Annotated in this window: 24 protein-coding genes and 1 pseudogene; 18 read left to right on the top strand and 7 right to left on the bottom strand. The window is 56.9% G+C overall.

Translation table 11 applies throughout. The annotated features are described in order from the left end of the window. Positions 1-135 precede the first annotated feature (135 nt). Positions 136-2415: a CHASE2 domain-containing protein gene (locus tag JJD66_RS01440; protein WP_200647462.1), complete on the bottom strand. Its 2280-nt coding sequence runs from the start codon at positions 2413-2415 to the stop codon at positions 136-138. A 412-nt stretch (positions 2416-2827) separates the two neighbouring features. Between JJD66_RS01440 and JJD66_RS01435 the strand changes: the two genes are divergently transcribed. Further along, a complete protein-coding gene (locus JJD66_RS01435; RefSeq protein ID WP_073526337.1) occupies positions 2828-3550 on the top strand; it encodes a response regulator transcription factor in 723 nt (240 codons plus the stop codon). A 104-nt stretch (positions 3551-3654) separates the two neighbouring features. Here the strand turns inward: JJD66_RS01435 and gyrB are convergent, their stop codons facing one another. Genes gyrB through dnaA form a run of 4 tightly spaced genes read right to left on the bottom strand, consistent with a single transcriptional unit; the run spans position 3655 to position 9860 of the window. Further along, positions 3655-6072, bottom strand: coding sequence for a DNA topoisomerase (ATP-hydrolyzing) subunit B (gene gyrB, locus JJD66_RS01430; protein WP_003187253.1), 2418 nt, complete (start codon positions 6070-6072; stop codon positions 3655-3657). A gap of 4 nt (positions 6073-6076) precedes the next feature. Then, positions 6077-7180, bottom strand: coding sequence for a DNA replication/repair protein RecF (recF, locus tag JJD66_RS01425; RefSeq protein WP_020302573.1), 1104 nt, complete (start codon positions 7178-7180; stop codon positions 6077-6079). A 20-nt stretch (positions 7181-7200) separates the two neighbouring features. Further along, entirely contained in the window at positions 7201-8304 is a 1104-nt protein-coding gene (dnaN, locus tag JJD66_RS01420; protein ID WP_003187250.1) for a DNA polymerase III subunit beta, read from the bottom strand. Between the two features lie 38 nt (positions 8305-8342). Beyond that, on the bottom strand, positions 8343-9860 hold the full coding sequence (gene dnaA, locus JJD66_RS01415; RefSeq protein WP_032894380.1) for a chromosomal replication initiator protein DnaA: 1518 nt from the start codon (positions 9858-9860) through the stop codon (positions 8343-8345). Between the two features lie 585 nt (positions 9861-10445). Between dnaA and rpmH the strand changes: the two genes are divergently transcribed. From rpmH to mnmE, 5 genes are all read left to right on the top strand, one after another. Then, positions 10446-10580 carry a 50S ribosomal protein L34 gene (gene rpmH, locus JJD66_RS01410; protein ID WP_003213577.1) on the top strand — a complete coding sequence of 45 codons (135 nt, stop codon included), beginning with the start codon at positions 10446-10448 and terminating at the stop codon, positions 10578-10580. 13 nt (positions 10581-10593) lie between these two features. Then, positions 10594-11001 (top strand): ribonuclease P protein component, encoded by a 408-nt coding sequence (gene rnpA / locus JJD66_RS01405; RefSeq protein WP_020302575.1) that lies wholly within the window; start codon positions 10594-10596, stop codon positions 10999-11001. Beyond that, positions 10994-11239, top strand: coding sequence for a membrane protein insertion efficiency factor YidD (gene yidD / locus JJD66_RS01400; RefSeq protein WP_019816912.1), 246 nt, complete (start codon positions 10994-10996; stop codon positions 11237-11239). The genes rnpA and yidD overlap by 8 nt, the downstream gene beginning before the upstream one ends. 2 nt (positions 11240-11241) lie before the next feature. Further along, positions 11242-12924, top strand: a complete 1683-nt coding sequence (gene yidC / locus JJD66_RS01395; RefSeq protein ID WP_200647461.1) for a membrane protein insertase YidC — start codon at positions 11242-11244, stop codon at positions 12922-12924. Between the two features lie 79 nt (positions 12925-13003). Continuing rightward, on the top strand, positions 13004-14374 hold the full coding sequence (mnmE, locus tag JJD66_RS01390; protein ID WP_200647460.1) for a tRNA uridine-5-carboxymethylaminomethyl(34) synthesis GTPase MnmE: 1371 nt from the start codon (positions 13004-13006) through the stop codon (positions 14372-14374). A 45-nt stretch (positions 14375-14419) separates the two neighbouring features. Here mnmE and JJD66_RS01385 read toward each other — a convergent pair. Beyond that, positions 14420-14762: pseudogene (locus JJD66_RS01385) on the bottom strand (DUF4880 domain-containing protein); the annotation flags it as partial. Continuing rightward, complete coding sequence (locus JJD66_RS01380) at positions 14762-15208, bottom strand: sigma-70 family RNA polymerase sigma factor (RefSeq protein WP_234452137.1); 447 nt, start codon at positions 15206-15208, stop codon at positions 14762-14764. The pseudogene JJD66_RS01385 and the gene JJD66_RS01380, both read right to left, overlap by 1 nt. Positions 15209-15809: 601 nt before the next feature. On the opposite strand from JJD66_RS01380, the gene mnmG reads away from it, so the two are divergent. The 12 genes from mnmG to atpD all read left to right on the top strand — a co-directional run bounded on the left by mnmG (position 15810) and on the right by atpD (position 26830). Next, positions 15810-17702: a tRNA uridine-5-carboxymethylaminomethyl(34) synthesis enzyme MnmG gene (gene mnmG / locus JJD66_RS01375; RefSeq protein ID WP_105229199.1), complete on the top strand. Its 1893-nt coding sequence runs from the start codon at positions 15810-15812 to the stop codon at positions 17700-17702. After that, complete coding sequence (gene rsmG / locus JJD66_RS01370; protein WP_200647459.1) at positions 17699-18343, top strand: 16S rRNA (guanine(527)-N(7))-methyltransferase RsmG; 645 nt, start codon at positions 17699-17701, stop codon at positions 18341-18343. Before mnmG ends, rsmG begins: the two co-directional genes overlap by 4 nt. Before the next feature lie 18 nt (positions 18344-18361). Continuing rightward, positions 18362-19159: a ParA family protein gene (locus JJD66_RS01365; protein ID WP_005792605.1), complete on the top strand. Its 798-nt coding sequence runs from the start codon at positions 18362-18364 to the stop codon at positions 19157-19159. Positions 19160-19168: 9 nt separating this feature from the next. Next, complete coding sequence (locus tag JJD66_RS01360; RefSeq protein ID WP_003195890.1) at positions 19169-20041, top strand: ParB/RepB/Spo0J family partition protein; 873 nt, start codon at positions 19169-19171, stop codon at positions 20039-20041. Positions 20042-20189: 148 nt separating this feature from the next. Continuing rightward, entirely contained in the window at positions 20190-20597 is a 408-nt protein-coding gene (locus JJD66_RS01355; protein WP_010565865.1) for a F0F1 ATP synthase subunit I, read from the top strand. Positions 20598-20613: 16 nt separating this feature from the next. Beyond that, positions 20614-21483, top strand: a complete 870-nt coding sequence (gene atpB / locus JJD66_RS01350; protein ID WP_003195886.1) for a F0F1 ATP synthase subunit A — start codon at positions 20614-20616, stop codon at positions 21481-21483. A gap of 133 nt (positions 21484-21616) precedes the next feature. Further along, the gene (atpE, locus tag JJD66_RS01345) at positions 21617-21874 is read left to right on the top strand and encodes a F0F1 ATP synthase subunit C (protein WP_002555987.1); all 258 of its coding nucleotides are present in this window, start codon (positions 21617-21619) and stop codon (positions 21872-21874) included. A gap of 55 nt (positions 21875-21929) precedes the next feature. Next, positions 21930-22400, top strand: a complete 471-nt coding sequence (locus tag JJD66_RS01340; protein ID WP_003195835.1) for a F0F1 ATP synthase subunit B — start codon at positions 21930-21932, stop codon at positions 22398-22400. Between the two features lie 12 nt (positions 22401-22412). After that, on the top strand, positions 22413-22949 hold the full coding sequence (locus JJD66_RS01335) for a F0F1 ATP synthase subunit delta (RefSeq protein ID WP_003195833.1): 537 nt from the start codon (positions 22413-22415) through the stop codon (positions 22947-22949). A gap of 21 nt (positions 22950-22970) precedes the next feature. After that, the gene (gene atpA, locus JJD66_RS01330) at positions 22971-24515 is read left to right on the top strand and encodes a F0F1 ATP synthase subunit alpha (RefSeq protein ID WP_003195831.1); all 1545 of its coding nucleotides are present in this window, start codon (positions 22971-22973) and stop codon (positions 24513-24515) included. 50 nt (positions 24516-24565) lie between these two features. Beyond that, positions 24566-25426, top strand: coding sequence for a F0F1 ATP synthase subunit gamma (atpG, locus tag JJD66_RS01325; protein ID WP_005792602.1), 861 nt, complete (start codon positions 24566-24568; stop codon positions 25424-25426). 27 nt (positions 25427-25453) lie between these two features. Next, positions 25454-26830 (top strand): F0F1 ATP synthase subunit beta, encoded by a 1377-nt coding sequence (gene atpD / locus JJD66_RS01320; protein WP_003195827.1) that lies wholly within the window; start codon positions 25454-25456, stop codon positions 26828-26830. Positions 26831-26871: the final 41 nt, after the last annotated feature.

The following is a 26871-nucleotide window of genomic DNA, read 5'->3' as shown; positions in this document are numbered from 1 at the left end:
TTGCTTCATAACAAGCTGATTTACTTACATATTTCTGAAGCTCATAAAATTCAGAAAAACGTGCATAAGTTTTTTCTTCATAAAAAAACCGGTCCTTGTGACCGGTTTTTTATGCACAGCAGAAAAGCCGCTTTTTCAGTCCTCCAATAGCGGCAGCAACAGGATAAACGTCGAGCCCTTGCCTAGCTCACTTTCGCACACGATCCGCCCTCCATGCCGTTCTACTACCGCCTTGACCATGGTCAGGCCCAACCCAAGACCTTCACTGCCCTGGGCCGAATCGAAACGTCGGTATTGGTTGAACAACTCCGGTAGATCCTTAGGCGCAATGCCCGGTCCCTGATCGCTTATCCCGCATTCCAACCAGCCCTGCGCACTGCCATGCCTCAACGTGACGGTGGTGCCGGACGGGGAGTATTTGATCGCGTTCTCCAGCACATTGAACAACGCCCGGGTGAGCAGCGATTGGTCGGCATAGACCATGGCCTCATCCGCCTCATCCAGGTCGTGGACCAAATGGATGCCCTTCAACTGCGCAATCACCGCCACTTGATCAAAGGCGTCCATCACCAGCATGGCAAACAGGGTGGGCTGGAACTGGTAACCGTCCGCTTCAGCCTTGGCCAATTGCACAAAGGATTCGGTCAGGCTCAAGGCTCGCCGTACCTGCTGTTCGATCTGAGTAAACACCGGGGACTCCCCGTTGTGCACGTCCAGCAGGGCGAGGATCGCTGAATGCGGTGCACGCAGGTCGTGGGAAAGGAAACGCAGCATCGTCTCGCGGTGCTGCTGGGCTTCACGCTCCTTGCTCAGGTCCGTGAGGCTCAACAACCAGCCGAGGGCGAAATCCCCTTCGGCAGGCAGCAAAGGTGCCAGTTCCATGCGCAAACTGCGTTGGTGGATATCGCGAAACTCGACCAGTTCCAACGCCGACAGGGCAGGGCGTACACCATTGTGCAGCGGGGGATAACCCAGATCGGCGAGCTGTTCGACGAGGTTTTCGCCGACCAGGTCATTGCCGAATACTTCACGGGCCACGCGGTTGGCCAACAGGATACTGCCCTGGGGATCGGTGATCAGGGTCGCTACCGGCAGGCACTCCAAGCCATCAGCCATAAAGCGCCGCGTATCGCGGGTACGGCTGACGGCTTGTTCAAGGGCAAAAATCCGCCCTTGCAGCACATCGCCCTTACTGGCGGGCGCGCGACGACGTTCCGGAAGCACCTTGGGTTCGTTATCCAGGCGTGCCAGTTCCCAGCCAAAGTAGGCGAGGATTACGCTTAGACGTCGCCAATTCCAGATCAGGTAACTCAGCAACAAACCGATCAGGCACGCTGCGGGGCTCCACCAGTGGCCCAGGCGCAATAACACCCATGAGCCCAGCAAAGCCACGGCCATGCCTGCCAAGGTCATCCACAGGGCGTAGCGTGGGCGCACAAGCAGAAGGCCCAACAGCAGGGCCACCAGGGACGTTGCCAGCAACGCCGCCAGCCAGCCGGGCAAATCGACGATGCTGCGGCCCTGCAATAAACCATTCAGTACGTCCGCCTGGATCTCAACGCCCGCTGTAGTACCTACGGTGGAAGAGAGCGGCGTCACGAAACGATCGGCCATGCCATAGGCTGAGGCGCCGATCAGAACCAGGCGACCACGCAGCGACTCGGGAGGTACCTCGCCGCGCAATACGCTGACGTAGGACACACTGGGAAAATGGTCTGGTTCCGAAGTGAACGGCACACGGATTTCATGTTCCTGGTGCCAGTGACCTCCAGTAGGCTCTTGCGGCAGGCCCGGCATCGTCTCGGCGTGCTCGCTCATGGCGAATGCCAGCCACGCCAACTGAGGAAGTGTGCTTCCCGGAGGGCCTTCACGTAGATACACGCTGCGCACCACTCCGTCGTTATCCGCTTCGACGTTGATGTGCCCGACGCCCTTGGCGCACTTGAGCAGTGGCGACAACGGCGTTACCTGGGCCTTGGGGCTGACGCTGCTGTCCCCGGCGATGGGCAGCAATACATTGCCGGCTTTGCAGACGGCATCGGCCAGTTGTTGGTCGTCATTATTGTCGCCGGGCTCACTGAAGATCACGTCAAACAAAATGCCCGCTGGCTGTGCGGCGTTCAGGCGTTCAATCAGTTCGGCATGCACGTTGCGCGGCCAGGGCCACGGGCCGAGTGCTTCCAGGCTGGGCGTATCAATGGTCACCAGAACGATGCGTGGGTCTACCGGTAACGGCGTGAGGCGGCGCAGGCTGTCATAGAGCGGATTGTTGAGTGCCAGGCCCGCGCTCAAGGATAAGTAGGCGGTGAAGGGCAGGAGCACCAAACCGATCAACAGCCATTCACGAACCAGCCCATGAAACAAAAGCTGGGCCTGGGTAGGTTGGCGTTTTTCGGCTTTGCGCCAAAGGTTCACAGGACTACCGCCAAGTGGGTGCCAAGAAGTTGATGGTCATTGAGTAAAGGTGTCATAAGCCCAGGATCCCTCTCCATGGGGTTGCGATGAAGTGCATACGGTGTTCTGAAACCAGTGAAGCTTATTTGGGTCTCATTGGAGGACTTCCCGCGACCTCGCAATGAACGATACCGTACATTGAAGCAGGCATAACGCACCGGCGAGGCGATCGGCACCGACCCTTTTCCTGACCGACAGGAGCCGGTATCTTTCTTTGAGGATCGTAGTGGGTGGAGTGTACGGCGCTTTCAGCGTATCGAGAGATCCGAGCAACGTAGAATCCGTCCATAATTATTCAGATTCAGAGGCAGGCACTTGTACAGCATGTGCCTCCCATTCAAGCTCTCGTATTTTTGTAGGAAGGACCCCACCCATGCGTGTCGCAATACTGGATGACGAACCCGCGGAATTGCGACGGGTGGAACAGACACTGCGACAGATTCCCGGCCCGGCTGAACAGCCTTGGTCCCTGCATTTCTTTGAGCGCGGTGAAGATCTGCTGCGCCAGTTACGTCGGGAAACCTTTGACCTGCTGATTCTTGACTGGCAACTGCCGGACATTTCCGGGATCGCGTTATTGCGCTGGACCCGCGAGCACATGGAATCGCCTCCCGCCGTCATCATGCTCACCAGTCGCGACGCCGAGAGTGACATCGTGACAGCGTTGAATAGCGGGGCGGATGATTATGTCAGCAAGCCGTTTCGGCCCAACGAACTCAAAGCCCGAGTCAGCGCCGTCCTGCGGCGCCACGGATTGCAGAAGTCGGCTACCCAAGAAGTGCAGAGCTTTAACGATTTGACGTTCGACGATGCAGAACTGACCGTCACCCGAGCGGGCAAACCCATCAACCTGACAGAACGGGAATACCGTTTGGCAAGCTGTCTATTTGCCAACCTGGCCCGACCGTTGTCTCGCGAGTACCTGTATGAGCGGTTCTGGAGCCACGAAGAAATGGTGTCGTCGCGGCCGTTGGACACGCATATCTACCGCCTGCGTAACAAGCTAGGGCTGACAGCTGATCGCGGTTGGCAGCTGTTGACGATCTATGGGTACGGGTATCGGTTGGAGAGTGTGACACCCGCCGCGCAAAGTTGAGTACGCCGATGTTCCACGTGGAGCATTTAAGGATTCGAGTCTGCGGACCAATAAAAAAGGCCAACGCTAAGCGTTGGCCTTTTGTTTTTAGCTGATGTGCCTGATCAGAAGTCCAGGTTAGACACCGCCAAGGCATTGCTCTCAATGAAGTCACGACGAGGCTCGACCGCATCACCCATCAGGGTGTTGAAGATCTGGTCTGCGCCAATGGCGTCTTCAATGGTCACGCGCAGCATGCGACGCTGAGCAGGGTCCATGGTGGTTTCCCACAGCTGATCAGGGTTCATTTCGCCCAGACCTTTATAGCGCTGGATGGTATGACGCTTGGTGCTTTCCGCCATCAACCAGTCCAAGGCTTCCTTGAACTCCTTGACCTGCTTCTTGCGTTCGCCACGCTGAATGTAAGCACCGTCGTCCAGCAGGGTGCTCAGTTGAGCCCCGAGGGTGACTACGGTCTTGTAGTCGTTGCTGCCGAAGAAGTCGCGGTTGAAGGTGACGTAGTTGGACAGGCCGTGGGAGATCAGTTCGACCTCTGGCAGCCATACGTTACGTTCACGGTCTTCACGCAGGCTGGCTTTGTATACCAGGCCAGACTTCTCCACCGTACGCAGGCGCACTTCGTACTGGGCCAGCCAATCTTGCATGGCGGCGTGATCGCCCAACTGCTCCAGGCTCACGGCTGGCAGGTAGATGAAGTGCTCGGTCAGCTCCTGAGGGTACAGGCGCGACAAACGCTTGAGCGTCTTCATGACCATACGGAAGTCGTTGACCAGGCGCTCCAGCGACTCACCCGAGATGCCCGGCGCTTCGTCATTCAGGTGCAGGCTCGCATCTTCAAGGGCCGATTGCGTCATGTACTCTTCCATGGCGTCGTCGTCTTTGATGTATTGCTCTTGCTTGCCCTTTTTCACTTTGTACAACGGCGGCTGGGCGATGTAGATATAGCCACGCTCAATCAGCTCCGGCAACTGACGGAAGAAGAAGGTCAGCAGCAGGGTACGGATGTGTGAACCGTCGACGTCAGCATCGGTCATGATGATGATGTTGTGGTAACGCAGCTTGTCGATGTTGTACTCATCGCGGCCAATACCGCAACCCAATGCGGTGATCAAGGTGCCGACTTCCTGGGAGGAAATCATCTTGTCGAAGCGGGCCTTCTCAACGTTGAGGATCTTGCCCTTCAACGGCAGGATGGCCTGGGTGCGACGGTTACGACCCTGCTTGGCGGAACCGCCAGCAGAGTCACCTTCCACCAGATACAGTTCGGAGAGGGCAGGGTCTTTCTCTTGGCAGTCAGCCAGTTTGCCTGGCAGGCCGGCGATATCCAGCGCACCTTTACGGCGGGTCATCTCACGGGCCTTACGTGCGGCTTCACGGGCGCGGGCAGCATCGATCATCTTGCCGACGACCAGCTTGGCTTCGTTCGGGTTTTCCAACAGGAAGTCGGAGAAGTACTTACCCATTTCCTGTTCAACCGCGGTCTTCACTTCGGAAGACACCAGCTTGTCTTTGGTCTGGGAGCTGAACTTCGGATCCGGTACCTTGACCGAGATAATCGCCGTCAGGCCTTCACGGGCATCGTCACCGGTGGTGGCGACTTTATGTTTCTTCGCCAAGCCTTCCGCTTCGATGTAGGTGTTCAGGTTACGCGTCAGCGCGGAACGGAAACCCACCAGGTGAGTACCGCCATCGCGTTGTGGAATGTTGTTGGTGAAGCACAACAGGTTCTCGTTGAAGCTGTCGTTCCACTGCAGGGCGATTTCCACGCCGATGCCGTCTTCACGCTGGATGTTGAAGTGGAACACCTGGTTGACCGCGGTCTTGTTGGTGTTCAGGTATTCAACGAACGCACGCAGGCCACCCTCGTACTTGAACAGCTCTTCCTTGCCGCTGCGCTCATCCTTGAGGACGATGCCGACACCAGAGTTAAGGAAAGACAGTTCACGAATCCGCTTGGCCAGGATGTCCCAGCTGAAGTGGATGTTCTTGAAGGTTTCTTCCGATGGCTTGAAGTGGATCTGGGTACCGGTGGTTTCACTGTCACCGACGATTTTCATCGGTTCCTGTGGTACGCCGTGGACGTAGGTCTGCTCCCAAATCTTGCCGCTACGGCGGACAGTGAGGATCAGTTCTTCGGACAGGGCGTTCACTACCGACACACCTACACCGTGCAAACCGCCGGATACTTTATAGGAGTTGTCGTCGAACTTACCGCCAGCGTGGAGCACGGTCATGATGACCTCTGCCGCCGAAACGCCTTCTTCTTTGTGCACGTCTACCGGGATGCCACGACCGTTGTCACGCACGGTGATGGATTCATCCGGGTGGATGATAATGCTGATGTCGTCGCAGTGACCGGCCAGAGCTTCGTCGATGGAGTTATCGACCACCTCGAACACCATGTGGTGCAGACCGCTACCATCATCGGTGTCGCCAATGTACATACCGGGACGTTTGCGTACGGCATCCAAACCTTTCAGCACTTTAATGCTGGTCGAGTCGTACGTGTTTTCTTCGCTCATGCCTTCACTCCCGATGGTCGTGGGTCTGGGTGATACGGCCTTGTTCCACGTGGAACAAAGCGACTGGCGTTTCCGTCTGCCAGCCTTCCCTCAATAATTCGTGGTCTACACAGGTGATAAACACCTGGCAGCGTAAGTCTTCCAACAAGCGGCATAGCGAGCGGCGATGCTGCTCGTCGAGTTCCGACGGCAAGTCATCCACCAAATAAATACATTGACCGCGTCGAGCCTGGCTAACCAAATGGCCTTGCGCGATACGCAACGCACAGACCACCAACTTCTGCTGGCCGCGGGACAATATATCCGCAGCATTGTGTGCACCTAATCTAAGGCGCAAATCAGCGCGCTGGGGGCCGGCCTGGGTGTGTCCGATTTGCTGATCCCGTTGCAAGGACGTTGCGAGCACTGCATTCAGCTCACGTTCTTTGTCCCAACCCCGGTAATAACTCAGCGTCAGCCCCTCGAGATCCAACAACTCGCTCAAGGTCTGCTCAAAGACTGGTTTCAAGGCTTTGATATAGGCGCGGCGGTATTCATCTATTTCGTCGCTGGCCAGGCACAGTTCACGGTCCCAGGCTGCTTGCGAAGCGGCGTCAAGTGTACCATGCCGCAGCCATGAGTTCCGCTGCCGCAGGGCCTTCTGCAGGCGCTGCCAAGTGGCCATGAAGCGTGGTTCCACGTGGAACACGCCCCAGTCGAGAAACTGCCGGCGGATTTTCGGGGCCCCCTCCAGCAATCGAAAGCTGTCGGGGTTGATCAGTTGCAACGGCAGGATCTCTGCCAGTTGCGCTGCGCTGCGCGCATTTTGCCCGTCGATTCGGATCTGAAATTCGCCACCGCGATCACGCGATATTCCCAGGCTGCTATGTCCGCCCTCAGCCAGTTCCACTTGGCCAAATACGGTACAGGCCAATTGTTCGTACTGAATCACGGGTAACAAACGGGCACTGCGGAAGGAACGCGCAAGCCCCAGCAGGTGGATGGCTTCCAGCACGCTGGTTTTACCACTGCCGTTGGCGCCATGGAGGATGTTGATGCGGGGGGAAGGGGAGAAGGTCACCGGGTGCAGATTGCGCACCGCGGTGACCGAGACGCGACTAAGGGACATCTAGCTTCTGCTGAGCATGATTACAGGCGCATCGGCATGACAACGTAAGCCGAGTCGTCGTTGTCAGATTCTTGCACCAGGGCGCTGCTGTTGGAGTCCGACAGGATCAGACGAACCTGTTCGGTGGTCATGACACCCAGCACGTCCAACAGGTAGCTCACGTTAAAGCCGATTTCCAGCGATGCGCCGTTGTAGTCGACACCCACTTCTTCTTCCGCCTCTTCCTGTTCCGGGTTGTTGGCCTGGATTTTCAGTTGGCCGTTGGCCAGTTGCAGGCGAATACCACGGTACTTTTCGTTGGACAGAATCGCAGTACGGCTGAAGGCTTCACGCAGGGCCTGACGATCACCGACCACCAGCTTGTCGCCACCTTTAGGCAACACACGCTCGTAGTCCGGGAACTTGCCGTCGACCAGCTTGGAGGTGAAGGTGAACTCGCCGGTGGTGGCACGAATGTGGTGCTGGCCCAACACGATGCTGACGTTGCCGTCCGGCTCGGTGAGCAAACGCGCCAGTTCAAGGATACCTTTGCGTGGAACGATCACCTGGTGACGATCCGGCTGACCGATATCGGCACGCATCGAGCACATTGCCAGACGGTGACCGTCGGTGGCCACGGCGCGGATGATGCCTTCCGATACTTCCAGCAGCATACCGTTGAGGTAGTAACGCACGTCCTGCTGAGCCATAGCGAAGCTGGTGCGCTCGATCAAACGACGCAGCTTGCTTTGCTCCAGGCTGCACGTCAGCGAGCCCGGGCCTTCTTCCACGGTTGGAAAGTCATTGGCCGGCAAGGTCGACAGGGTGAAACGGCTACGGCCTGCCTTGACCACCAACTTCTGCTCATCCACCTTGATGTCGATCAGCGCATCGTTGGGCAGGCTTTTGCAGATATCCATCAGCTTGCGCGCCGGCACGGTGATCTCGCCCGGTTCGGCGGGCTCTTCGAGCTGGACGCGACCCACCAGTTCGACTTCCAGGTCGGTACCGGTCAAGGACAACTGCTGCCCCTCGACCACCAGTAATACGTTGGAAAGCACCGGCAAGGTCTGTCGGCGCTCGACGACGCCTGCGACCAGTTGCAGGGGTTTCAACAGGGCTTCGCGTTGAATGGTGAAATGCATGGTCTAGTCCCTTGCCTTAATAAGCTGCGCTGGTGTCATCACGTAGTCAGTGTACGCAGCAGGTTCTTGTAGTCCTCGCGAATATCCGCGTCGGATTCCTTAAGTTCATTGATCTTGCGGCATGCATGCAAGACCGTGGTGTGGTCGCGTCCGCCAAACACATCACCGATTTCCGGCAGGCTGTGGTTGGTCAACTCTTTGGAGAGGGCCATGGCAACCTGGCGTGGACGTGCGACCGAGCGCGAACGGCGCTTGGACAGCAGGTCGGAAATTTTGATCTTGTAGTACTCGGCCACGGTGCGCTGGATGTTATCCACACTCACCAGCTTGTCCTGCAAGGCCAACAAGTCTTTCAAGGACTCGCGAATCAGCTCGATGGTGATATCGCGGCCCATGAAGTGCGAGTGGGCGATGACCCGCTTGAGCGCGCCTTCCAGCTCACGCACGTTGGAACGGATGCGTTGGGCGATGAAGAACGCAGCATCGTGCGGCAGATCGACTTTAGCCTGGTCGGCTTTCTTCATCAGGATCGCAACGCGGGTTTCCAGCTCGGGTGGCTCGACTGCAACCGTCAGGCCCCAGCCGAAACGCGACTTCAGGCGTTCTTCCAGGCCTTCGATTTCCTTCGGGTAACGGTCACTGGTCAAGATGACCTGCTGGCCACCTTCGAGCAGGGCGTTGAAGGTGTGGAAGAACTCCTCTTGCGAACGCTCCTTGCGAGCGAAGAACTGAATGTCATCGATCAACAAGGCATCAACGGAGCGGTAGAAACGTTTGAACTCGTTGATTGCGTTGAGCTGCAAAGCCTTGACCATGTCGGCCACGAAGCGCTCCGAATGCAGGTAAACCACCTTGGCATTCGGGTTCTTCTTTAATAGGTGGTTACCGACGGCGTGCATCAAGTGCGTCTTACCCAAGCCTACGCCGCCATAAAGGAAGAGCGGGTTGTAACCATGCTTGGGGTTATCGGCGACCTGCCAGGCGGCCGCTCGGGCCAGCTGGTTGGACTTGCCTTCGACAAAGTTCTCGAAGGTAAACGTGCGGTTCAGGTAACTGGTGTGCTTGAGCGCGCCTTCTACCTGCACAGTACGTTGCTCGGAGCGCACAGGCGCCTGTTGGGAGCTGGCACCGGCCATCGGGTCGAAGCTGTCGCGGGACGGCTCCTCATTCTCTGGCGCATTTTTGCGCGAGGACGGCTTGGACGGCGCAGCTGTCGGTGCAGGTGCTGCGGCGACAGGCGCCACTGCGGCCTGGGCTTGCGACGCGGCGGCGGCCAATGGCGCATTCGGCGCGGCGCGGGGAGCCGAGCTGCGCTTGCTGCCTATTAATAAGGAGAGAGCAGGCGCCAGACCGTTGCCATGTTCGTCGAGCAATTCGAGAACGCGGCCCAGGTACTTCTCGTTGACCCAGTCGAGGACAAAACGATTGGGCGCATAGACACGCAACTCGTCGCCTTCGGCTTCGACCTGTAGCGGACGGATCCAGGTGTTGAATTGCTGGGCAGGCAGCTCATCGCGCAAAAGCTCCACGCACTGCTGCCAAAGTTCCACTGACACGGATATCCCCTAAGTTGAAAGCCGGTGAGGCAAAAACAGCCGCCATTGTAGCGGCCAGCCGTCCACTTATCCACATGTAGGTTGCTCACAGGCCACCCAAAATCAATGCCTTAACCGCTAAAAAGGCGACCAGTGGTCTGTGCATAAGCTCTGTGGATAAACCCACCTGAGCTCGTTGCACAAGTGGGGTCAAAAGTCTGTGGGTAACTGGCCTGTGGATAACTACCCGTTCCACACACAGCTTATCCGATAGCGCAGCACAGGCAGAGCACCGCTTCTCCCCCGTGTTGTCATTCTCTGTACAACACGTGGAACAAGGGCTCAAAGCAGTTATCCACAGATGATCGTGTCTCTAGCTTTTATAAGCTTTACAGAAAAGCTTTAAATAACTTCCTTCTTTATTTTTATATCTATCGCATGCCGGATGGAAGCCAAACGGGGAGAAGGGCGTCAGGACCCCCTCGACATCTAATTAAAGGAAAAGCTGGTTGGAAATTGACCTAGAGGCTTGCTTTCTCTAGAATCGCCGGTCTCTTAAAACGGGGGCCATTCCGGCCCGTTGTGGACGAACCAGGTAACAACGCCATGAAACGTACTTTCCAACCAAGCACCATCAAACGCGCCCGTACTCACGGCTTCCGTGCTCGCATGGCTACCAAGAACGGCCGTGCTGTCCTGTCGCGTCGCCGCGCCAAAGGTCGTGCGCGTCTGGCAGTTTGATAATCCGGTACTGGTGGTGAGTCAGGACTTCAGTCGGGAAAAGCGTCTGCTAACCCCCCGGCATTTCAAGGCAGTCTTTGACTCCCCCACCGGCAAGGTTCCGGGGAAAAATCTCCTGCTCCTTGCGCGTAACAACGATCTTGATCACCCCCGTCTCGGGTTGGTGATCGGCAAGAAGAGCGTAAAGCTCTCCGTTGAGCGCAATCGCCTCAAGCGTCTGATGCGCGAATCGTTTCGCCTCCACCAGGACACTCTGGTTGGTTGGGATATTGTTATCGTCGCGCGCAAAGGCTTGGGTGATGTAGAAAACCCCGAATTGATTCAGCATTTCGGCAAGCTCTGGAAACGTTTGGCGCGTACCCACAAGCCAGCACCAGCAGTCAGCACCGAAACTGTAGGGGTAGACAGCCTTGATGCGTAAACTGGCAATCGTTCCGATCCAGTTTTATCGCTATGCCATTAGTCCTCTGATGGCCAGTCACTGTCGTTTCTACCCCAGTTGTTCCTGCTACGCGTTAGAGGCCATAGAAAATCATGGTCTTCTGCGCGGTGGCTGGCTGACCTTTCGTCGTTTAGGTCGCTGTCATCCGTGGAATCCCGGTGGTTATGACCCGGTTCCACCTATCCCTACCTCCCGTTCTTCTTCGATGGCCGAGTAATCATGGATATTAAACGCACAATCCTGATCGTCGCCCTGGCAATCGTGTCCTATGTCATGGTCCTTAAATGGAACCAGGACTACGGTCAGGCTGCCCTGCCGACTCAGAATGTTGCTACCAATCAGGCTGCGCCGGCTATTCCGGACACCCCGCTGGGTAACAATGCGTCCGCGAGTGCCGATGTACCCAGCGCGAATGGCGAGACAAGTGCCCCGTTAGAAACGCCAGTGGTCACCAACAAAGACCTCATCCACGTGAAAACGGATGTGCTCGAGTTGGCTATCGACCCACAGGGTGGTGATATCGCACAGCTGAAGCTGCCGCTGTATCCACGTCGCCAAGACCATCCGGATGTGCCGTTCCAACTGTTCGATAACGGTGGTGAACGTACTTATCTGGCACAAAGCGGCCTGACTGGTACCAATGGTCCGGATGCACGTGCTACCGGTCGTCCGGTTTATTCGACCGAACAAAAGACTTATCAACTGGCAGACGGCCAGAACCAGTTGAACGTCGACCTGAAATTCAGCCTCGACGGTGTCAACTACATCAAGCGTTTCAGCTTTACCCGCGGTTTGTACGATTTGAAGGTCACTTACCTGATCGACAACACCAGCGACAAAGCGTGGAGCGGCAACCTGTTTGCCCAGCTCAAGCGTGACGCCAGCTCCGATCCCTCTTCCAGCACCGCCACCGGCACCGCTACTTACCTGGGCGCCGCCCTGTGGACAAGTAACGAGCCGTACAAAAAAGTGTCGATGAAAGATATCGACAAGGGCACGCTGAAAGAAACCGTCCAAGGTGGCTGGGTAGCGTGGCTGCAGCACTATTTCGTGACCGCCTGGATTCCGAACAAGGGTGACGCGAACCTGGTTCAAACCCGCAAGGACAGCCAGGGCAACTACATCATTGGCTTCACTGGCCCGGCGTTGACCGTCGCTCCAGGTGCCAAGGCTGAAACCAGCGCTACCCTGTACGCCGGCCCTAAAAGCCAGGCGATACTGAAAGAGTTGTCCCCAGGTCTAGAATTGACCGTGGATTACGGCTTCCTGTGGTTCATTGCCCAGCCGATCTTCTGGCTGTTGCAACATATCCACAGCATCGTCGGTAACTGGGGCTGGTCGATCATCTTCCTGACCATGCTGATCAAAGGGCTTTTCTTCCCTCTGTCGGCAGCCAGCTACAAGTCGATGGCGCGTATGCGTGCCGTGGCCCCGAAACTGGCCGCGTTGAAAGAACAACATGGTGATGACCGGCAGAAAATGTCGCAAGCCATGATGGAGCTGTACAAGAAAGAGAAGATCAACCCGCTGGGTGGATGCTTGCCGATTCTGGTGCAGATGCCGGTGTTCCTCTCGTTGTACTGGGTACTCCTGGAAAGCGTTGAAATGCGCCAGGCGCCGTTCATGCTGTGGATAACTGACCTGTCGATCAAAGACCCGTTCTTTATCCTGCCGATCATCATGGGCGCGACCATGTTTATCCAGCAGCGTCTGAACCCAACCCCGCCGGATCCGATGCAGGCCAAGGTAATGAAAATGATGCCAATCATCTTCACCTTCTTCTTCCTGTGGTTCCCTGCTGGCTTGGTACTGTACTGGGTGGTCAACAACGTGTTGTCGATCTCTCAACAGTGGTACATCACACGTAAAATCGAAGCGGCTACCAAAAAAGCCGAGGCGTAATTTACTCTGTGGATAACCACTCAAGACGCCCCCTAGTGGGGCGTTTTGCTTTCCGTCACTTTTGTTCTGGAACCTGCTGATGAGCGCTCCTCGTGAAACCATCGCTGCTGTCGCTACCGCTCAAGGTCGGGGCGGCGTCGGCATCGTTCGAATTTCCGGGCCATTGGCGGGCGTGGCAGCCAAGGCTATCAGCGGCCGGGAGCTGAAACCCCGTTATGCCCATTACGGCCAGTTCCTGGATGCCGACCACAGCGTATTGGACGAGGGACTGGCCATCTATTTTCCAGGGCCAAACTCGTTCACCGGTGAGGATGTCCTTGAACTACAAGGGCACGGTGGTCCTGTGGTGTTGGACATGCTGCTGCAGCGCTGCTTGCAATTGGGTTGCCGCCTGGCCAGACCAGGGGAATTCAGCGAACGCGCATTCTTGAACGATAAGCTCGACCTGGCCCAGGCCGAAGCCATCGCCGATTTGATCGAAGCCAGTTCTGCACAGGCTGCACGTAACGCATTGCGTTCATTGCAGGGGGCTTTTTCCCTGCGTGTGCATAACTTGACCGAGCAACTGATCAGCCTGCGCATCTACGTCGAAGCCGCGATTGATTTTCCAGAAGAAGAAATAGACTTCCTGGCGGATGGCCATGTATTGGCGATGCTGGATAAAGTCCGCGATGAATTATCCACAGTGCTGCGCGAAGCCGGGCAGGGCGCCTTGCTGCGCGATGGTATGACGGTGGTGATTGCCGGCCGGCCCAATGCCGGCAAATCCAGCCTGCTCAATGCTCTGGCAGGGCGCGAGGCGGCCATCGTCACCGAGATCGCCGGCACTACCCGGGATATCTTGCGTGAACATATCCACATTGACGGTATGCCGCTGCACGTGGTCGACACCGCTGGTCTGCGCGATACCGACGACCAGGTGGAAAAGATCGGCGTGGAACGTGCGCTCAAGGCGATCAGCGAAGCCGATCGTGTGTTGCTGGTGGTGGATGCCACTGCACCTGAAGCTATGGATCCTTTTGCCTTGTGGCCGGAATTTCTTGAACAACGGCCAGACCCGGCCAAAGTCACCTTGATCCGTAACAAGGCCGACCTAACGGGTGAAGCCATCGCCCTGGAAACCAGTGAAGATGGCCACGTCACTATCAGCTTGAGCGCGAAATCGGCCGGCGAGGGTCTGGAATTGCTGCGAGAGCACCTTAAAGCCTGCATGGGCTACGAACAGACCTCGGAAAGCAGCTTCAGTGCGCGGCGCAGGCACCTGGAAGCGCTGCGTCATGCCAGCGCGGCCCTGGAGCACGGGCGGGCCCAGCTGACCTTGGCGGGGGCTGGGGAGCTGCTGGCTGAAGATCTGCGTCAGGCGCAGCAGCTGCTGGGTGAAATCACCGGCGCTTTCAGCTCGGATGATTTGCTGGGGCGGATTTTCTCCAGCTTTTGCATTGGCAAATAACCGAGTTATCCACATCGTCTACCAGTTGTAAGACACCGTACCGAGCAAGGTACGGCTGTCGCCCACCGACGTGCGGTAATCAGCCCATACGTTGCCCAGCGACGTATGTTGCTGGACGCTCCACCCCACTGCCGCCGAGCACCAGCATCCACTTGAGGACCTGGCGCCGCTGTTGCGTGGTGGATAACGCGCGGCGTGTGAGGTCAGGGGACAGGGCACCAAGGCTGCGCTGCAACTGCTCCATCTGGTTCCAAGCCGCCTGGTGGGATGGGTCACGATTAAGCCACTGCTGCCAGGCTTGATGTTGTGCGGGCGTCGGTGGTTGCGACTGAAATTGCACATACCAACTGGCAGCGGCCTCGAACGTCTTGCGGTCGGGGCTGACCATTACCGGTTGGCCATGATCAGGGAGCATTCGGTGAGGGCGCGGATCATGTGTTTCTTCACCGTGGTCAGCGATACCTGCAGTTGATCGGCGATCTGTTGATAAGTCAGCCCTTCAATCTGTGCGAGCACGAAAATTCGCCGTGCCCGCTCACCCAGGCCAGACAGCGCTTTATCCACAGCCACCAGGGTTTCGATGATGATTGCCTTGTCTTCTTCACTGATAGCTGTGGTTTCGGGACGCTCTGCCAGGGTTTGCCTGTAGGCCTGCTCGATGGCGTTCCGGCGATACCGGTCAATCACCAGGCCCCTCGCGATGGTGGCCAGATAGTCCCGTGGTTCGAGGATCTGCGCCGCATGTCGTCCACCGAGCATGCGCACGAACGTATCGTGGGCCACATCGGCTGCATCGCTGGCGTTATGCAATTTTCCCTTGAGCCATCCGCGCAATCACGAATGGTGCTGTTCATAGATGTGCTGGACCGCTGCGGTATGTGAGGAGGAAGGCATAGGCGCGACAAGGTAGGTTAATGATAATCGCTATTATTAACTGGCCCAGTGTTTTCCCACAATAGATCTGTTTTTGTCCCACCCGGGATTAATTCCCAGCTTTGCCGTGGACGAAATCGGCCGTTTCTGTGGATTAAGCCCTGTGAATAACCGCGGTTGTGCCCAGTTGATAACAGGGCCTGAAACCTGAGTAAAAACCCATCTGTGGATAACAAGTCGTTTAATCCACAGGCTTAAAGCACTTATCCAAGGGCCTCATCGGCAGATGACCACAACGTTTTGAATCGCTGTACACATTGAAAATAAAGGCCTGCAGAGATCTATCCACAGAAATGTTGCTCAGTATAAATAAACATAAAAACAAAGATTTAATAAATTTCTCTCTTTTAATTTCTATTGTCTGTGATTCATCCACAGCTGGTTAAATTTTGTGCAAAGGGTTCTTTAGGAAGGGCGAAGTCCCTATACTTGCCGCCAAAGCTGTAGAACCCTTTCAACAAACAATTCCTGATTACCTACATAAGCAGGCACGAGGTGCGTGGTGGATTTCCCTTCCCGTTTTGAAGTGATCGTCATCGGCGGCGGTCATGCCGGTACCGAGGCAGCACTGGCGTCAGCACGCATGGGTGTAAAAACCCTGTTGCTGACGCATAACGTGGAAACCCTCGGTGCCATGAGTTGCAACCCCGCAATTGGCGGGATTGGCAAAAGCCATCTGGTCAAGGAAATCGATGCCCTTGGCGGGGTAATGGCGATGGCCACCGACAAGGGTGGTATTCAATTTCGCGTGCTCAACAGCCGCAAAGGCCCGGCCGTACGTGCTACCCGGGCTCAGGCCGACCGCATCCTGTACAAAGCAGCGGTACGCGAAACCCTGGAAAACCAGCCGAACCTGTGGATATTTCAGCAGGCCGCCGATGACTTGATCGTCGAGCAGGACCAAGTACGCGGTGTCGTTACGCAAATGGGTCTGCGTTTTCATGCAGATTCGGTCGTACTGACCACGGGCACGTTCCTCGGCGGACTTATCCACATCGGTATGCAAAATTATTCCGGTGGTCGTGCCGGTGACCCGCCGTCGATTGCCCTGGCAAAACGTCTGCGTGAACTACCGCTGCGCGTCGGCCGTTTGAAAACCGGAACCCCGCCACGCATTGATGGGCGTTCTGTGGATTTCTCGATGATGACCGAGCAAGCCGGCGACACGCCGATCCCGGTCATGTCGTTCATGGGTTCCAAAGAACAGCACCCGAAACAGGTCAGCTGCTGGATTACCCACACCAACACCCGAACCCACGAAATCATTGCCGCGAACCTTGATCGTTCGCCGATGTATTCCGGGGTGATCGAAGGCATTGGCCCGCGTTATTGCCCGTCGATCGAAGACAAGATCCACCGCTTTGCCGACAAGGAAAGCCACCAGGTCTTTATCGAACCCGAAGGCTTGACCACCCACGAGCTGTACCCCAACGGAATTTCCACTTCGCTGCCGTTCGATGTGCAAATCCAGATCGTGCAGTCGATTCGCGGTATGGAAAACGCGCACATCGTGCGTCCGGGCTACGCCATCGAGTACGACTACTTCGACCCGCGCGACCTGAAATACAGCCTGGAAACCAAAGTGATCGGCGGCCTGTTCTTCGCCGGCCAAATCAACGGCACCACCGGTTATGAAGAAGCCGGGGCCCAAGGTTTGCTGGCCGGGACCAACGCAGCATTGCGTGCACAGGGCAAAGACAGCTGGTGCCCGCGTCGCGATGAAGCCTACATCGGCGTATTGGTCGACGACCTGATTACCCTGGGTACCCAGGAACCGTACCGGATGTTCACATCTCGGGCGGAATACCGCCTGATCCTGCGCGAAGACAACGCCGACCTGCGCTTGACCGAAAAAGGTCGCGAGCTGGGCCTGGTCGATGACGCCCGCTGGGCGGCCTTCTGCAAAAAACGCGAAAGCATTGCGCTCGAAGAACAGCGTCTGAAAAGTACCTGGGTTCGCCCGGGCACGGAGCAAGGCGACGCCATTGCAGAAAAATTCGGCACGCCGTTGACCCATGAGTACAACTTGCTCAACCTGCTTTCCCGCCCGGAAATCGACTACGCTGGTCTGGTCGAAGTGACTGGCCAGGGCGCAGAAGACCCACAGGTTGCCGAACAGGTTGAAATCAAGACCAAATACGCAGGCTACATTGATCGCCAGCAGGACGAGATCGCTCGGCTGCGCGCCAGTGAAGACACCAAACTTCCTGTGGATATCGACTACACCGGAATTTCCGGGTTATCGAAAGAAATTCAAAGCAAGTTGGGGATAACTCGGCCGGAAACCCTCGGGCAGGCTTCACGTATCCCTGGCGTCACTCCGGCAGCCATCTCGCTGTTGATGATTCATTTGAAAAAACGCGGCGCGGGCCGTCAGTTGGAGCAAAGCGCTTGAGTTCGTTGGTCACCTCGCAACACGCCGAAGAGTTATCCACAGGAGCGCGCCAGTTGGGCGTAGTCCTGACCGAAGCCCAGCATGAGCTGCTGCTGGGCTACCTGGCCCTGTTGATCAAATGGAACAAGGCTTACAACCTGACCGCAGTGCGTGACCCAGACGAGATGGTGTCGCGGCATTTGCTCGACAGCCTCAGCGTGATGCCGTTTATCGAAAATGGCCGTTGGCTCGATGTGGGCAGCGGCGGCGGCATGCCTGGCATCCCGTTGGCGATCCTGTTTCCCGAGTCCCACGTGACCTGCCTGGACAGCAACGGCAAGAAAACCCGCTTCCTGACCCAGGTCAAACTCGAGCTCAAGCTGGATAACCTGCAAGTTATCCACAGTCGTGTCGAAGCATTCACGCCTGAACTGCCTTTCAACGGGATCGTGTCCCGGGCGTTCAGCAGCATGGAGAACTTCAGCAACTGGACACGCCACCTGGGCGACCGTGATACCCGCTGGTTGGCAATGAAGGGCGTTCATCCAAGCGACGAGCTGTTAGCATTGCCGGCAGACTTCCACCTCGATAGCGAACACGCCTTGGCCGTACCTGGTTGCCAAGGCCAACGCCATCTGCTGATACTGCGCCGCACGGCATGATTGGGAACACAAGCAAGAATGGCTAAGGTATTCGCGATAGCGAACCAGAAAGGTGGCGTGGGTAAGACCACCACCTGTATCAACCTCGCAGCATCCCTGGTCGCGACCAAGCGTCGGGTGCTGCTGATCGATCTCGATCCACAGGGCAACGCCACCATGGGTAGCGGTGTGGATAAACACGGCCTGGAAAACTCGGTCTACGATTTGCTGATTGGCGAATGCGACCTGGCCCAGGCCATGCACTATTCCGAGCACGGCGGTTACCAACTGCTGCCGGCCAACCGCGATCTGACCGCGGCGGAAGTGGTGCTGCTGGAAATGCAGATGAAAGAAAGTCGTCTGCGCAGCGCTCTGGCGCCCATTCGCGAAAACTACGATTACATTTTGATCGACTGCCCACCGTCGCTGTCGATGCTCACGCTTAACGCGCTGGTTGCCGCCGATGGGGTAATTATCCCCATGCAGTGCGAGTACTTCGCTCTCGAAGGCTTGAGCGACCTTGTGGATAACATCAAGCGGATTGCCGAGCTGCTCAACCCGAACCTGAAAGTCGAAGGCCTGCTGCGGACCATGTATGACCCGCGCCTGAGCCTGATGAACGATGTGTCGGCGCAGCTCAAGGAACACTTTGGCGATCAGTTGTACGACACCGTGATTCCACGCAACATCCGCCTGGCCGAAGCGCCAAGCTATGGCATGCCCGCGCTGGCGTACGACAAATCCTCGCGTGGTGCCATTGCCTACCTGGCATTGGCTGGCGAGATGGTTCGCCGCCAACGCCGTAATTCACGCACCGCTGCAGCCCAGCCAACTTAAGGAATCCCCATGGCCGTCAAGAAACGAGGTCTCGGACGTGGACTGGATGCACTGTTGAGTGGTCCGACCGTCACATCGCTTGAAGAACAAGCGGTGCAGGCCGACGAGCGCGAGCTGCAGCACTTGCCGCTGGACCTGATCCAGCGCGGCAAATACCAGCCACGACGGGACATGGACCCCCAGGCCCTGGAAGAACTGTCCAACTCGATCAAGGCCCAGGGCGTGATGCAGCCCATCGTGGTGCGCCCCATTGGCGGTGGCCGCTTTGAGATCATCGCCGGGGAGCGCCGCTGGCGTGCCAGCCAGCAGGCCGGCAAGGAGACCATCCCGGCGATGGTGCGCGATGTGCCGGATGAAACTGCGATCGCCATGGCGTTGATCGAGAATATCCAGCGTGAAGACCTCAACCCGATCGAAGAAGCGATTGCGTTGCAGCGTTTGCAGCAGGAATTCCAGCTCACCCAGCAACAAGTGGCCGAGGCAGTGGGCAAGTCCCGCGTCACTGTGTCGAACTTGTTGCGTTTGATCGCGCTGCCGGAAGTGATCAAGACCATGTTGTCCCACGGCGACCTGGAAATGGGCCATGCCCGTGCGTTGCTCGGTTTGCCGGAAAATCAACAGGTTGAAGGGGCGCGACACGTTGTCGCACGAGGCCTGACGGTGCGTCAGACTGAAGCGCTGGTGCGCCAGTGGCTCAGCGGCAAACCTGCACCGGTCGAAACCGCCAAACCTGATCCGGATATCGCGCGACTCGAGCAGCGCCTGGCCGAGCGCCTGGGCTCTGCGGTGCAAATTCGTCACGGCAAGAAGGGCAAAGGGCAATTGGTCATCGGATATAACTCCCTTGACGAGCTTCAAGGCGTCCTTGCCCACATCCGCTGAAACATTTGCTTATGTAGCGCGTGATCGGAAATCACTACCCGACAGTTGAATAGGGGCTGAACCGCCCCTATACTCTGCGCGCATTTTGTCGGCACAAATTATGCCAAGTTATTGATTTCCGGCAGCCGACCATTGAGGAGCAAGAGTGATGGAAACCCGCACGCCAAACACGTTGCCGTTCCATCGCTTGGCTGTTTTTCCGGTTCTACTGGCTCAATTTGTCATTTTACTGATCGCCGCATTGGCGCTTTGGTATTGGCATGGAGTCGTAGCCGGGTATTCAGGACTCTGCGGAGGCCTGATAGCCTTGCTGCCCAATATGTATTTTGCTCACAGGGCCTTTCGGTTTTCCGGCGCCCGAGCAGCCCAGGCTATCGTCCGGTCTTTTTATGCCGGCGAGGCGGGGAAACTGATTTTGACGGCAGTGCTGTTTGCACTGACCTTTGCAGGTGTGAAGCCACTGGCGCCGCTGGCTGTATTCGGCGTCTTCGTGTTGACCCAACTGGTCAGCTGGTTCGCTCCCCTGCTAATGAAAACAAGACTTTCGAAACCTTAGGGCGTTTGAGGCAACCATGGCAGAAACAACCGCTTCGGGCTATATCCAGCACCACTTGCAGAACCTGACCTTCGGTCAGCTTCCTAATGGCGGCTGGGGCTTTGCCCACACCGCAGCAGAAGCCAAAGAAATGGGTTTCTGGGCTTTCCACCTGGATACTCTGGGTTGGTCGGTCGCATTGGGTCTGATCTTCGTCCTGATTTTCCGCATGGCGGCAAAGAAGGCGACTTCGGGTCAGCCAGGTGCTTTGCAGAACTTCGTTGAAGTATTGGTCGAATTCGTCGATGGCAGCGTGAAAGACAGCTTCCATGGCCGTAGCCCGGTGATTGCACCGCTGGCACTGACCATCTTCGTCTGGGTGTTCCTGATGAACGCCGTCGACCTGATTCCGGTGGACTGGATTCCTCAGTTGGCCATGGCGATCTCCGGCGACCCGCACATTCCATTCCGCGCCGTATCCACCACTGACCCGAACGCCACACTGGGCATGGCTCTGTCGGTATTCGCGCTGATCATTTTCTACAGCATCAAGGTCAAGGGCATCGGCGGCTTCATCGGCGAACTGACCCTGCACCCGTTCGGCAGCAAGAACATCTTCGTTCAAGCCCTGCTGATCCCGGTGAACTTCCTGCTGGAATTCGTCACCCTGATCGCCAAGCCGATTTCGCTGGCTCTGCGACTGTTCGGCAACATGTATGCCGGCGAGCTGGTGTTCATTCTGATCGCTGTGATGTTCGGCAGCGGCCTGCTCTGGCTTAGCGGCCTGGGCGTAGTTCTGCAGTGGGCGTGGGCTGTGTTCCACATCCTGATCATTACCCTGCAGGCCTTCATCTTCATGATGCTGACCATCGTCTACCTGTCGATGGCGCACGAAGAGAACCATTAAGACCAGTCTCGACTAGTCTGATGTCCTTCCCGGTCAAACGGGAAGGTGGCCCAACAGGGCTATGAAACGATTTGTTTTACCGCTTTAAAATCTAAAAAACCTAAACCATACGACGTAAAAGTCGGGAGGAAAGATGGAAACTGTAGTTGGTCTAACCGCTATCGCTGTTGCACTGTTGATCGGCCTGGGCGCCCTGGGTACTGCCATTGGTTTCGGCCTGCTGGGCGGCAAATTCCTGGAAGGCGCAGCGCGTCAGCCAGAAATGGTCCCAATGCTGCAAGTTAAAATGTTCATCGTCGCCGGCCTGCTCGACGCCGTGACCATGATCGGCGTTGGTATCGCACTGTTCTTCACCTTCGCGAACCCCTTCGTTGGTCAACTCGCTGGCTAATCACTCGATTTTCGAGTGATTGGGGTGATGGACAACGAATGAGCGAGGTGTTGGCGTGAACATTAATGCAACCCTGATTGGCCAATCCGTTGCGTTCTTCATTTTTGTAGTGTTTTGCATGAAGTTCGTGTGGCCTCCGGTCATCGCGGCTTTGCACGAACGTCAGAAGAAGATCGCGGATGGTTTGGACGCTGCCAGCCGTGCAGCTCGCGACCTGGAGTTGGCCCACGAGAAAGTGGGTCAGCAACTGCGCGAAGCTAAAGCACAGGCAGCCGAGATCATTGAGCAAGCCAAGAAACGCGGTAACCAGATCGTCGAAGAGGCTGTTGAAAAAGCCCGCGTCGAAGCTGACCGTGTGAAGGCTTCGGCTCATGCCGAGATCGAACAGGAACTGAACGGTGTCAAAGACGCGCTGCGTGCCCAACTGGGTGCTCTGGCCGTTGGCGGTGCTGAGAAGATCCTCGGTGCCACAATCGATCAAAACGCGCACGCGGAGCTGGTTAACAAACTGGCTGCTGAAATTTAAGCGAGGGCGATCATGGCAGAACTGACCACGTTGGCCCGACCTTACGCTAAGGCAGCCTTCGAGCACGCCCAGGCCCACCAGCAGCTGGCCTCTTGGTCAGCCATGCTCGGCCTGGCTGCAGCAGTGTCGCAAGACGACACCATGCAGCGCGTGCTCAAGGCCCCGCGCCTGACGAGCGCAGACAAGGCCGCCACTTTTATTGAAGTGTGCGGCGACAAGTTTGATGTGAAGGTGCAGAACTTCATCCACGTCATTGCCGAAAACGACCGTCTCCCGCTTTTGCCGGAGATCGCCGCTCTGTTCGACCTGTACAAGGCCGAAGCAGAGAAATCGGTAGACGTTGAAGTGACCAGTGCTTTCGCATTGAACCAAGAACAGCAAGACAAACTCGCCAAGGTTCTCAGTGCACGACTCAATCGGGAAGTGCGCCTGCAAGCTTCGGAGGACGCATCGCTTATTGGTGGTGTTGTTATCCGTGCCGGCGACCTGGTTATCGATGGCTCGATTCGCGGCAAAATCGCGAAACTTGCCGAAGCATTGAAATCTTGAGTTTGAAGGGGCAGCAGAGCAATGCAGCAACTCAATCCTTCCGAAATAAGTGAAATTATCAAGGGCCGCATCGACAAGCTCGATGTGACCTCCCAAGCCCGTAACGAAGGCACTGTCGTCAGCGTATCTGACGGCATCGTGCGGATTCACGGTCTGGCCGACGTAATGTACGGCGAGATGATCGAGTTTCCGGGCGGCGTCTACGGTATGGCCCTCAACCTGGAGCAAGACTCCGTAGGTGCCGTTGTATTGGGCGCGTACACCAGTCTGGCTGAAGGCATGAGCGCCAAGTGCACAGGCCGCATCCTGGAAGTTCCGGTTGGTAAGGAACTGCTGGGTCGCGTAGTCGACGCACTGGGTAACCCTGTTGACGGTAAAGGTCCACTGGGCAACACCGAGACCGACGCGGTCGAGAAAGTTGCTCCAGGCGTGATCTGGCGTAAGTCGGTAGACCAGCCTGTACAGACTGGCTACAAGGCTGTCGATGCCATGATCCCAGTCGGCCGTGGCCAGCGTGAGCTGATCATCGGTGACCGTCAGATCGGTAAAACCGCTCTGGCGATCGACGCGATCATCAACCAGAAAGACAGCGGCATTTTCTGCGTCTACGTAGCCATCGGTCAGAAGCAATCGACCATCGCCAACGTAGTTCGCAAGCTGGAAGAAAACGGCGCCCTGGCCAACACGATCATCGTGGCTGCCAGTGCTTCGGAATCTCCTGCGCTGCAATTCCTGGCACCGTACTCCGGTTGCACCATGGGTGAATTCTTCCGCGACCGCGGTGAAGACGCGCTGATCGTTTATGACGATCTGTCCAAGCAAGCAGTGGCTTATCGCCAGATTTCCCTGCTGCTGCGCCGTCCACCAGGCCGTGAAGCTTACCCAGGCGACGTGTTCTATCTCCACTCCCGTCTGCTGGAGCGCGCATCCCGCGTTTCCGAAGAGTACGTAGAGAAGTTCACCAACGGCGCAGTGACCGGCAAAACCGGTTCCCTGACCGCACTGCCGATCATCGAAACCCAGGCTGGCGACGTTTCCGCGTTCGTTCCGACCAACGTGATTTCCATCACCGACGGTCAGATCTTCCTGGAATCGGCCATGTTCAACTCGGGCATCCGCCCTGCAGTGAACGCCGGTGTTTCGGTATCCCGTGTGGGTGGTGCCGCTCAGACCAAGATCATCAAGAAGCTCTCCGGTGGTATCCGTACCGCTCTGGCTCAGTACCGTGAACTGGCGGCATTCGCCCAGTTCGCTTCTGACCTGGACGAAGCGACCCGTAAGCAACTTGAGCATGGTCAGCGCGTTACCGAGCTGATGAAGCAGAAGCAATACGCCCCAATGTCGATCGCTGACATGGCGTTGTCGCTGTATGCCGCTGAGCGTGGGTTCCTGACCGACGTTGAAATCGCCAAGGTCGGCAGCTTTGAACAAGCGCTGATTGCTTACTTCAACCGCGATCACGCCGAATTGATGGCGAAGATCAACGTGAAGGGTGACTTCAATGACGATATCGACGCTGGCATGAAAGCCGGTATCGAGAAGTTCAAGGCCACCCAAACCTGGTAAGCCGCAGCGGGAGCCGCAAGGCTCCCGCTTGCTAACCTGATAGGTGTTACATGGCAGGCGCAAAAGAGATTCGCAGTAAGATTGCGAGCATCAAAAGCACGCAAAAAATTACCAGCGCCATGGAAAAAGTGGCGGTCAGCAAAATGCGCAAGGCACAAATGCGCATGGCTGCTAGCCGTCCTTATGCGGAGCGTATCCGCCAGGTAATTGGGCATCTGGCCAACGCCAACCCGGAATACCGCCACCCGTTCATGATCGAGCGCGCCGTCAAGCGTGCAGGTTATGTGGTAGTGAGCAGTGACCGTGGTTTGTGTGGTGGTCTGAATACCAACCTGTTCAAGGCCCTGGTCAAGGACATGGCGGTAAACCGCGAAAACGGCGTCGAGATCGATCTGTGTGTTGTTGGCAGCAAGGGTGCGGCCTTTTTCCGCAACTTCGGCGGTAACGTCGTTGCAGCTATCAGCCACCTGGGTGAAGAGCCGTCGATCAATGATTTGATCGGCAGTGTGAAGGTGATGCTGGATGCGTACCTGGAAGGCCGGATTGACCGCCTTTCCGTGGTATCCAACAAGTTCATCAACACCATGACCCAGCAGCCAACCGTGGAGCAATTGATTCCACTGGTGGCGACTCCGGATCAGGAACTCAAGCACCACTGGGACTACCTCTACGAACCAGACGCCAAAGAGCTGCTTGACGGCTTGATGGTGCGCTACGTGGAGTCGCAGGTGTACCAGGCGGTGGTCGAGAACAACGCAGCTGAACAAGCGGCGCGGATGATCGCGATGAAAAACGCTACCGATAACGCCGGTGATCTGATCAGCGATTTGCAGCTGATCTACAACAAGGCGCGTCAGGCTGCGATCACCCAAGAGATCTCGGAAATCGTCGGCGGCGCTGCCGCGGTTTAACGGTTCAAATATTCAGAGGATCCAGCTATGAGTAGCGGACGTATCGTTCAAATCATCGGCGCCGTTATCGACGTGGAATTTCCACGCGACAGCGTACCGAGCATCTACAACGCGCTGAAAGTACAAGGCGCGGAAACTACCCTGGAAGTTCAGCAGCAGCTGGGCGACGGCGTAGTTCGTACCATTGCGATGGGTTCCACCGAAGGCTTGAAGCGCGGTCTGGACGTTGTCGACACTGGCGCTGCCATCTCCGTACCGGTCGGTAAAGCGACCCTGGGCCGGATCATGGACGTACTGGGCAACCCGATCGACGAAGCTGGCCCGATTGCCACCGAAGAGCGCTGGGGCATTCACCGCGCAGCACCTTCGTTCGCAGAACAAGCGGGCGGCAACGACCTGCTGGAAACCGGCATCAAGGTTATCGACCTGGTTTGCCCGTTCGCCAAAGGCGGTAAAGTCGGTCTGTTCGGTGGTGCCGGTGTAGGCAAGACCGTAAACATGATGGAACTGATCCGTAACATCGCCATCGAGCACAGCGGTTATTCCGTGTTCGCAGGTGTTGGTGAGCGTACTCGTGAGGGTAACGACTTCTACCACGAGATGAAGGACTCCAACGTTCTGGACAAAGTGGCACTGGTTTACGGTCAGATGAACGAGCCGCCGGGAAACCGTCTGCGCGTAGCCCTGACTGGCCTGACCATGGCCGAGAAGTTCCGTGACGAAGGTAACGACGTTCTGCTGTTCGTCGACAACATCTATCGTTACACCCTGGCCGGTACTGAAGTATCCGCACTGCTGGGCCGTATGCCTTCGGCAGTAGGTTACCAGCCGACCCTGGCTGAAGAGATGGGCGTTCTGCAAGAACGTATCACTTCGACCAAGGAAGGTTCGATCACCTCGATCCAAGCGGTATATGTACCTGCGGATGACTTGACCGACCCGTCGCCAGCCACCACCTTCGCCCACTTGGACGCCACTGTCGTTCTGTCCCGTGACATCGCTTCCCTGGGTATCTACCCAGCGGTCGATCCACTCGACTCGACTTCGCGCCAGCTGGACCCGAACGTGATCGGCCAGGAGCACTACGATACCGCTCGCGGTGTTCAGTACGTGCTGCAGCGTTACAAAGAACTGAAGGACATCATTGCGATCCTGGGTATGGACGAGCTGTCGGAAGCCGACAAGCAGTTGGTAAACCGTGCTCGTAAGATCCAGCGTTTCTTGTCGCAGCCGTTCTTCGTGGCTGAAGTCTTCACCGGTGCCTCGGGTAAATACGTTTCCCTGAAAGACACCATTGCTGGCTTCAAAGGCATCCTCAACGGTGACTACGACCACTTGCCAGAACAAGCGTTCTACATGGTCGGCGGCATCGAAGAAGCGATCGAGAAAGCCAAGAAACTGTAATCCTGGCGCCCGGAAACGGGCGCTCATCAGGTTGAGGCAAT

The sequence above is a fragment of the Pseudomonas sp. MF6751 genome, from assembly GCF_016613265.1.
Taxonomy (GTDB): domain Bacteria; phylum Pseudomonadota; class Gammaproteobacteria; order Pseudomonadales; family Pseudomonadaceae; genus Aquipseudomonas; species Aquipseudomonas fluorescens_BV.
The sequence above is the reverse complement of the archived record's forward strand: the minus strand, read 5'-3'. Positions and strand labels throughout refer to the sequence as shown.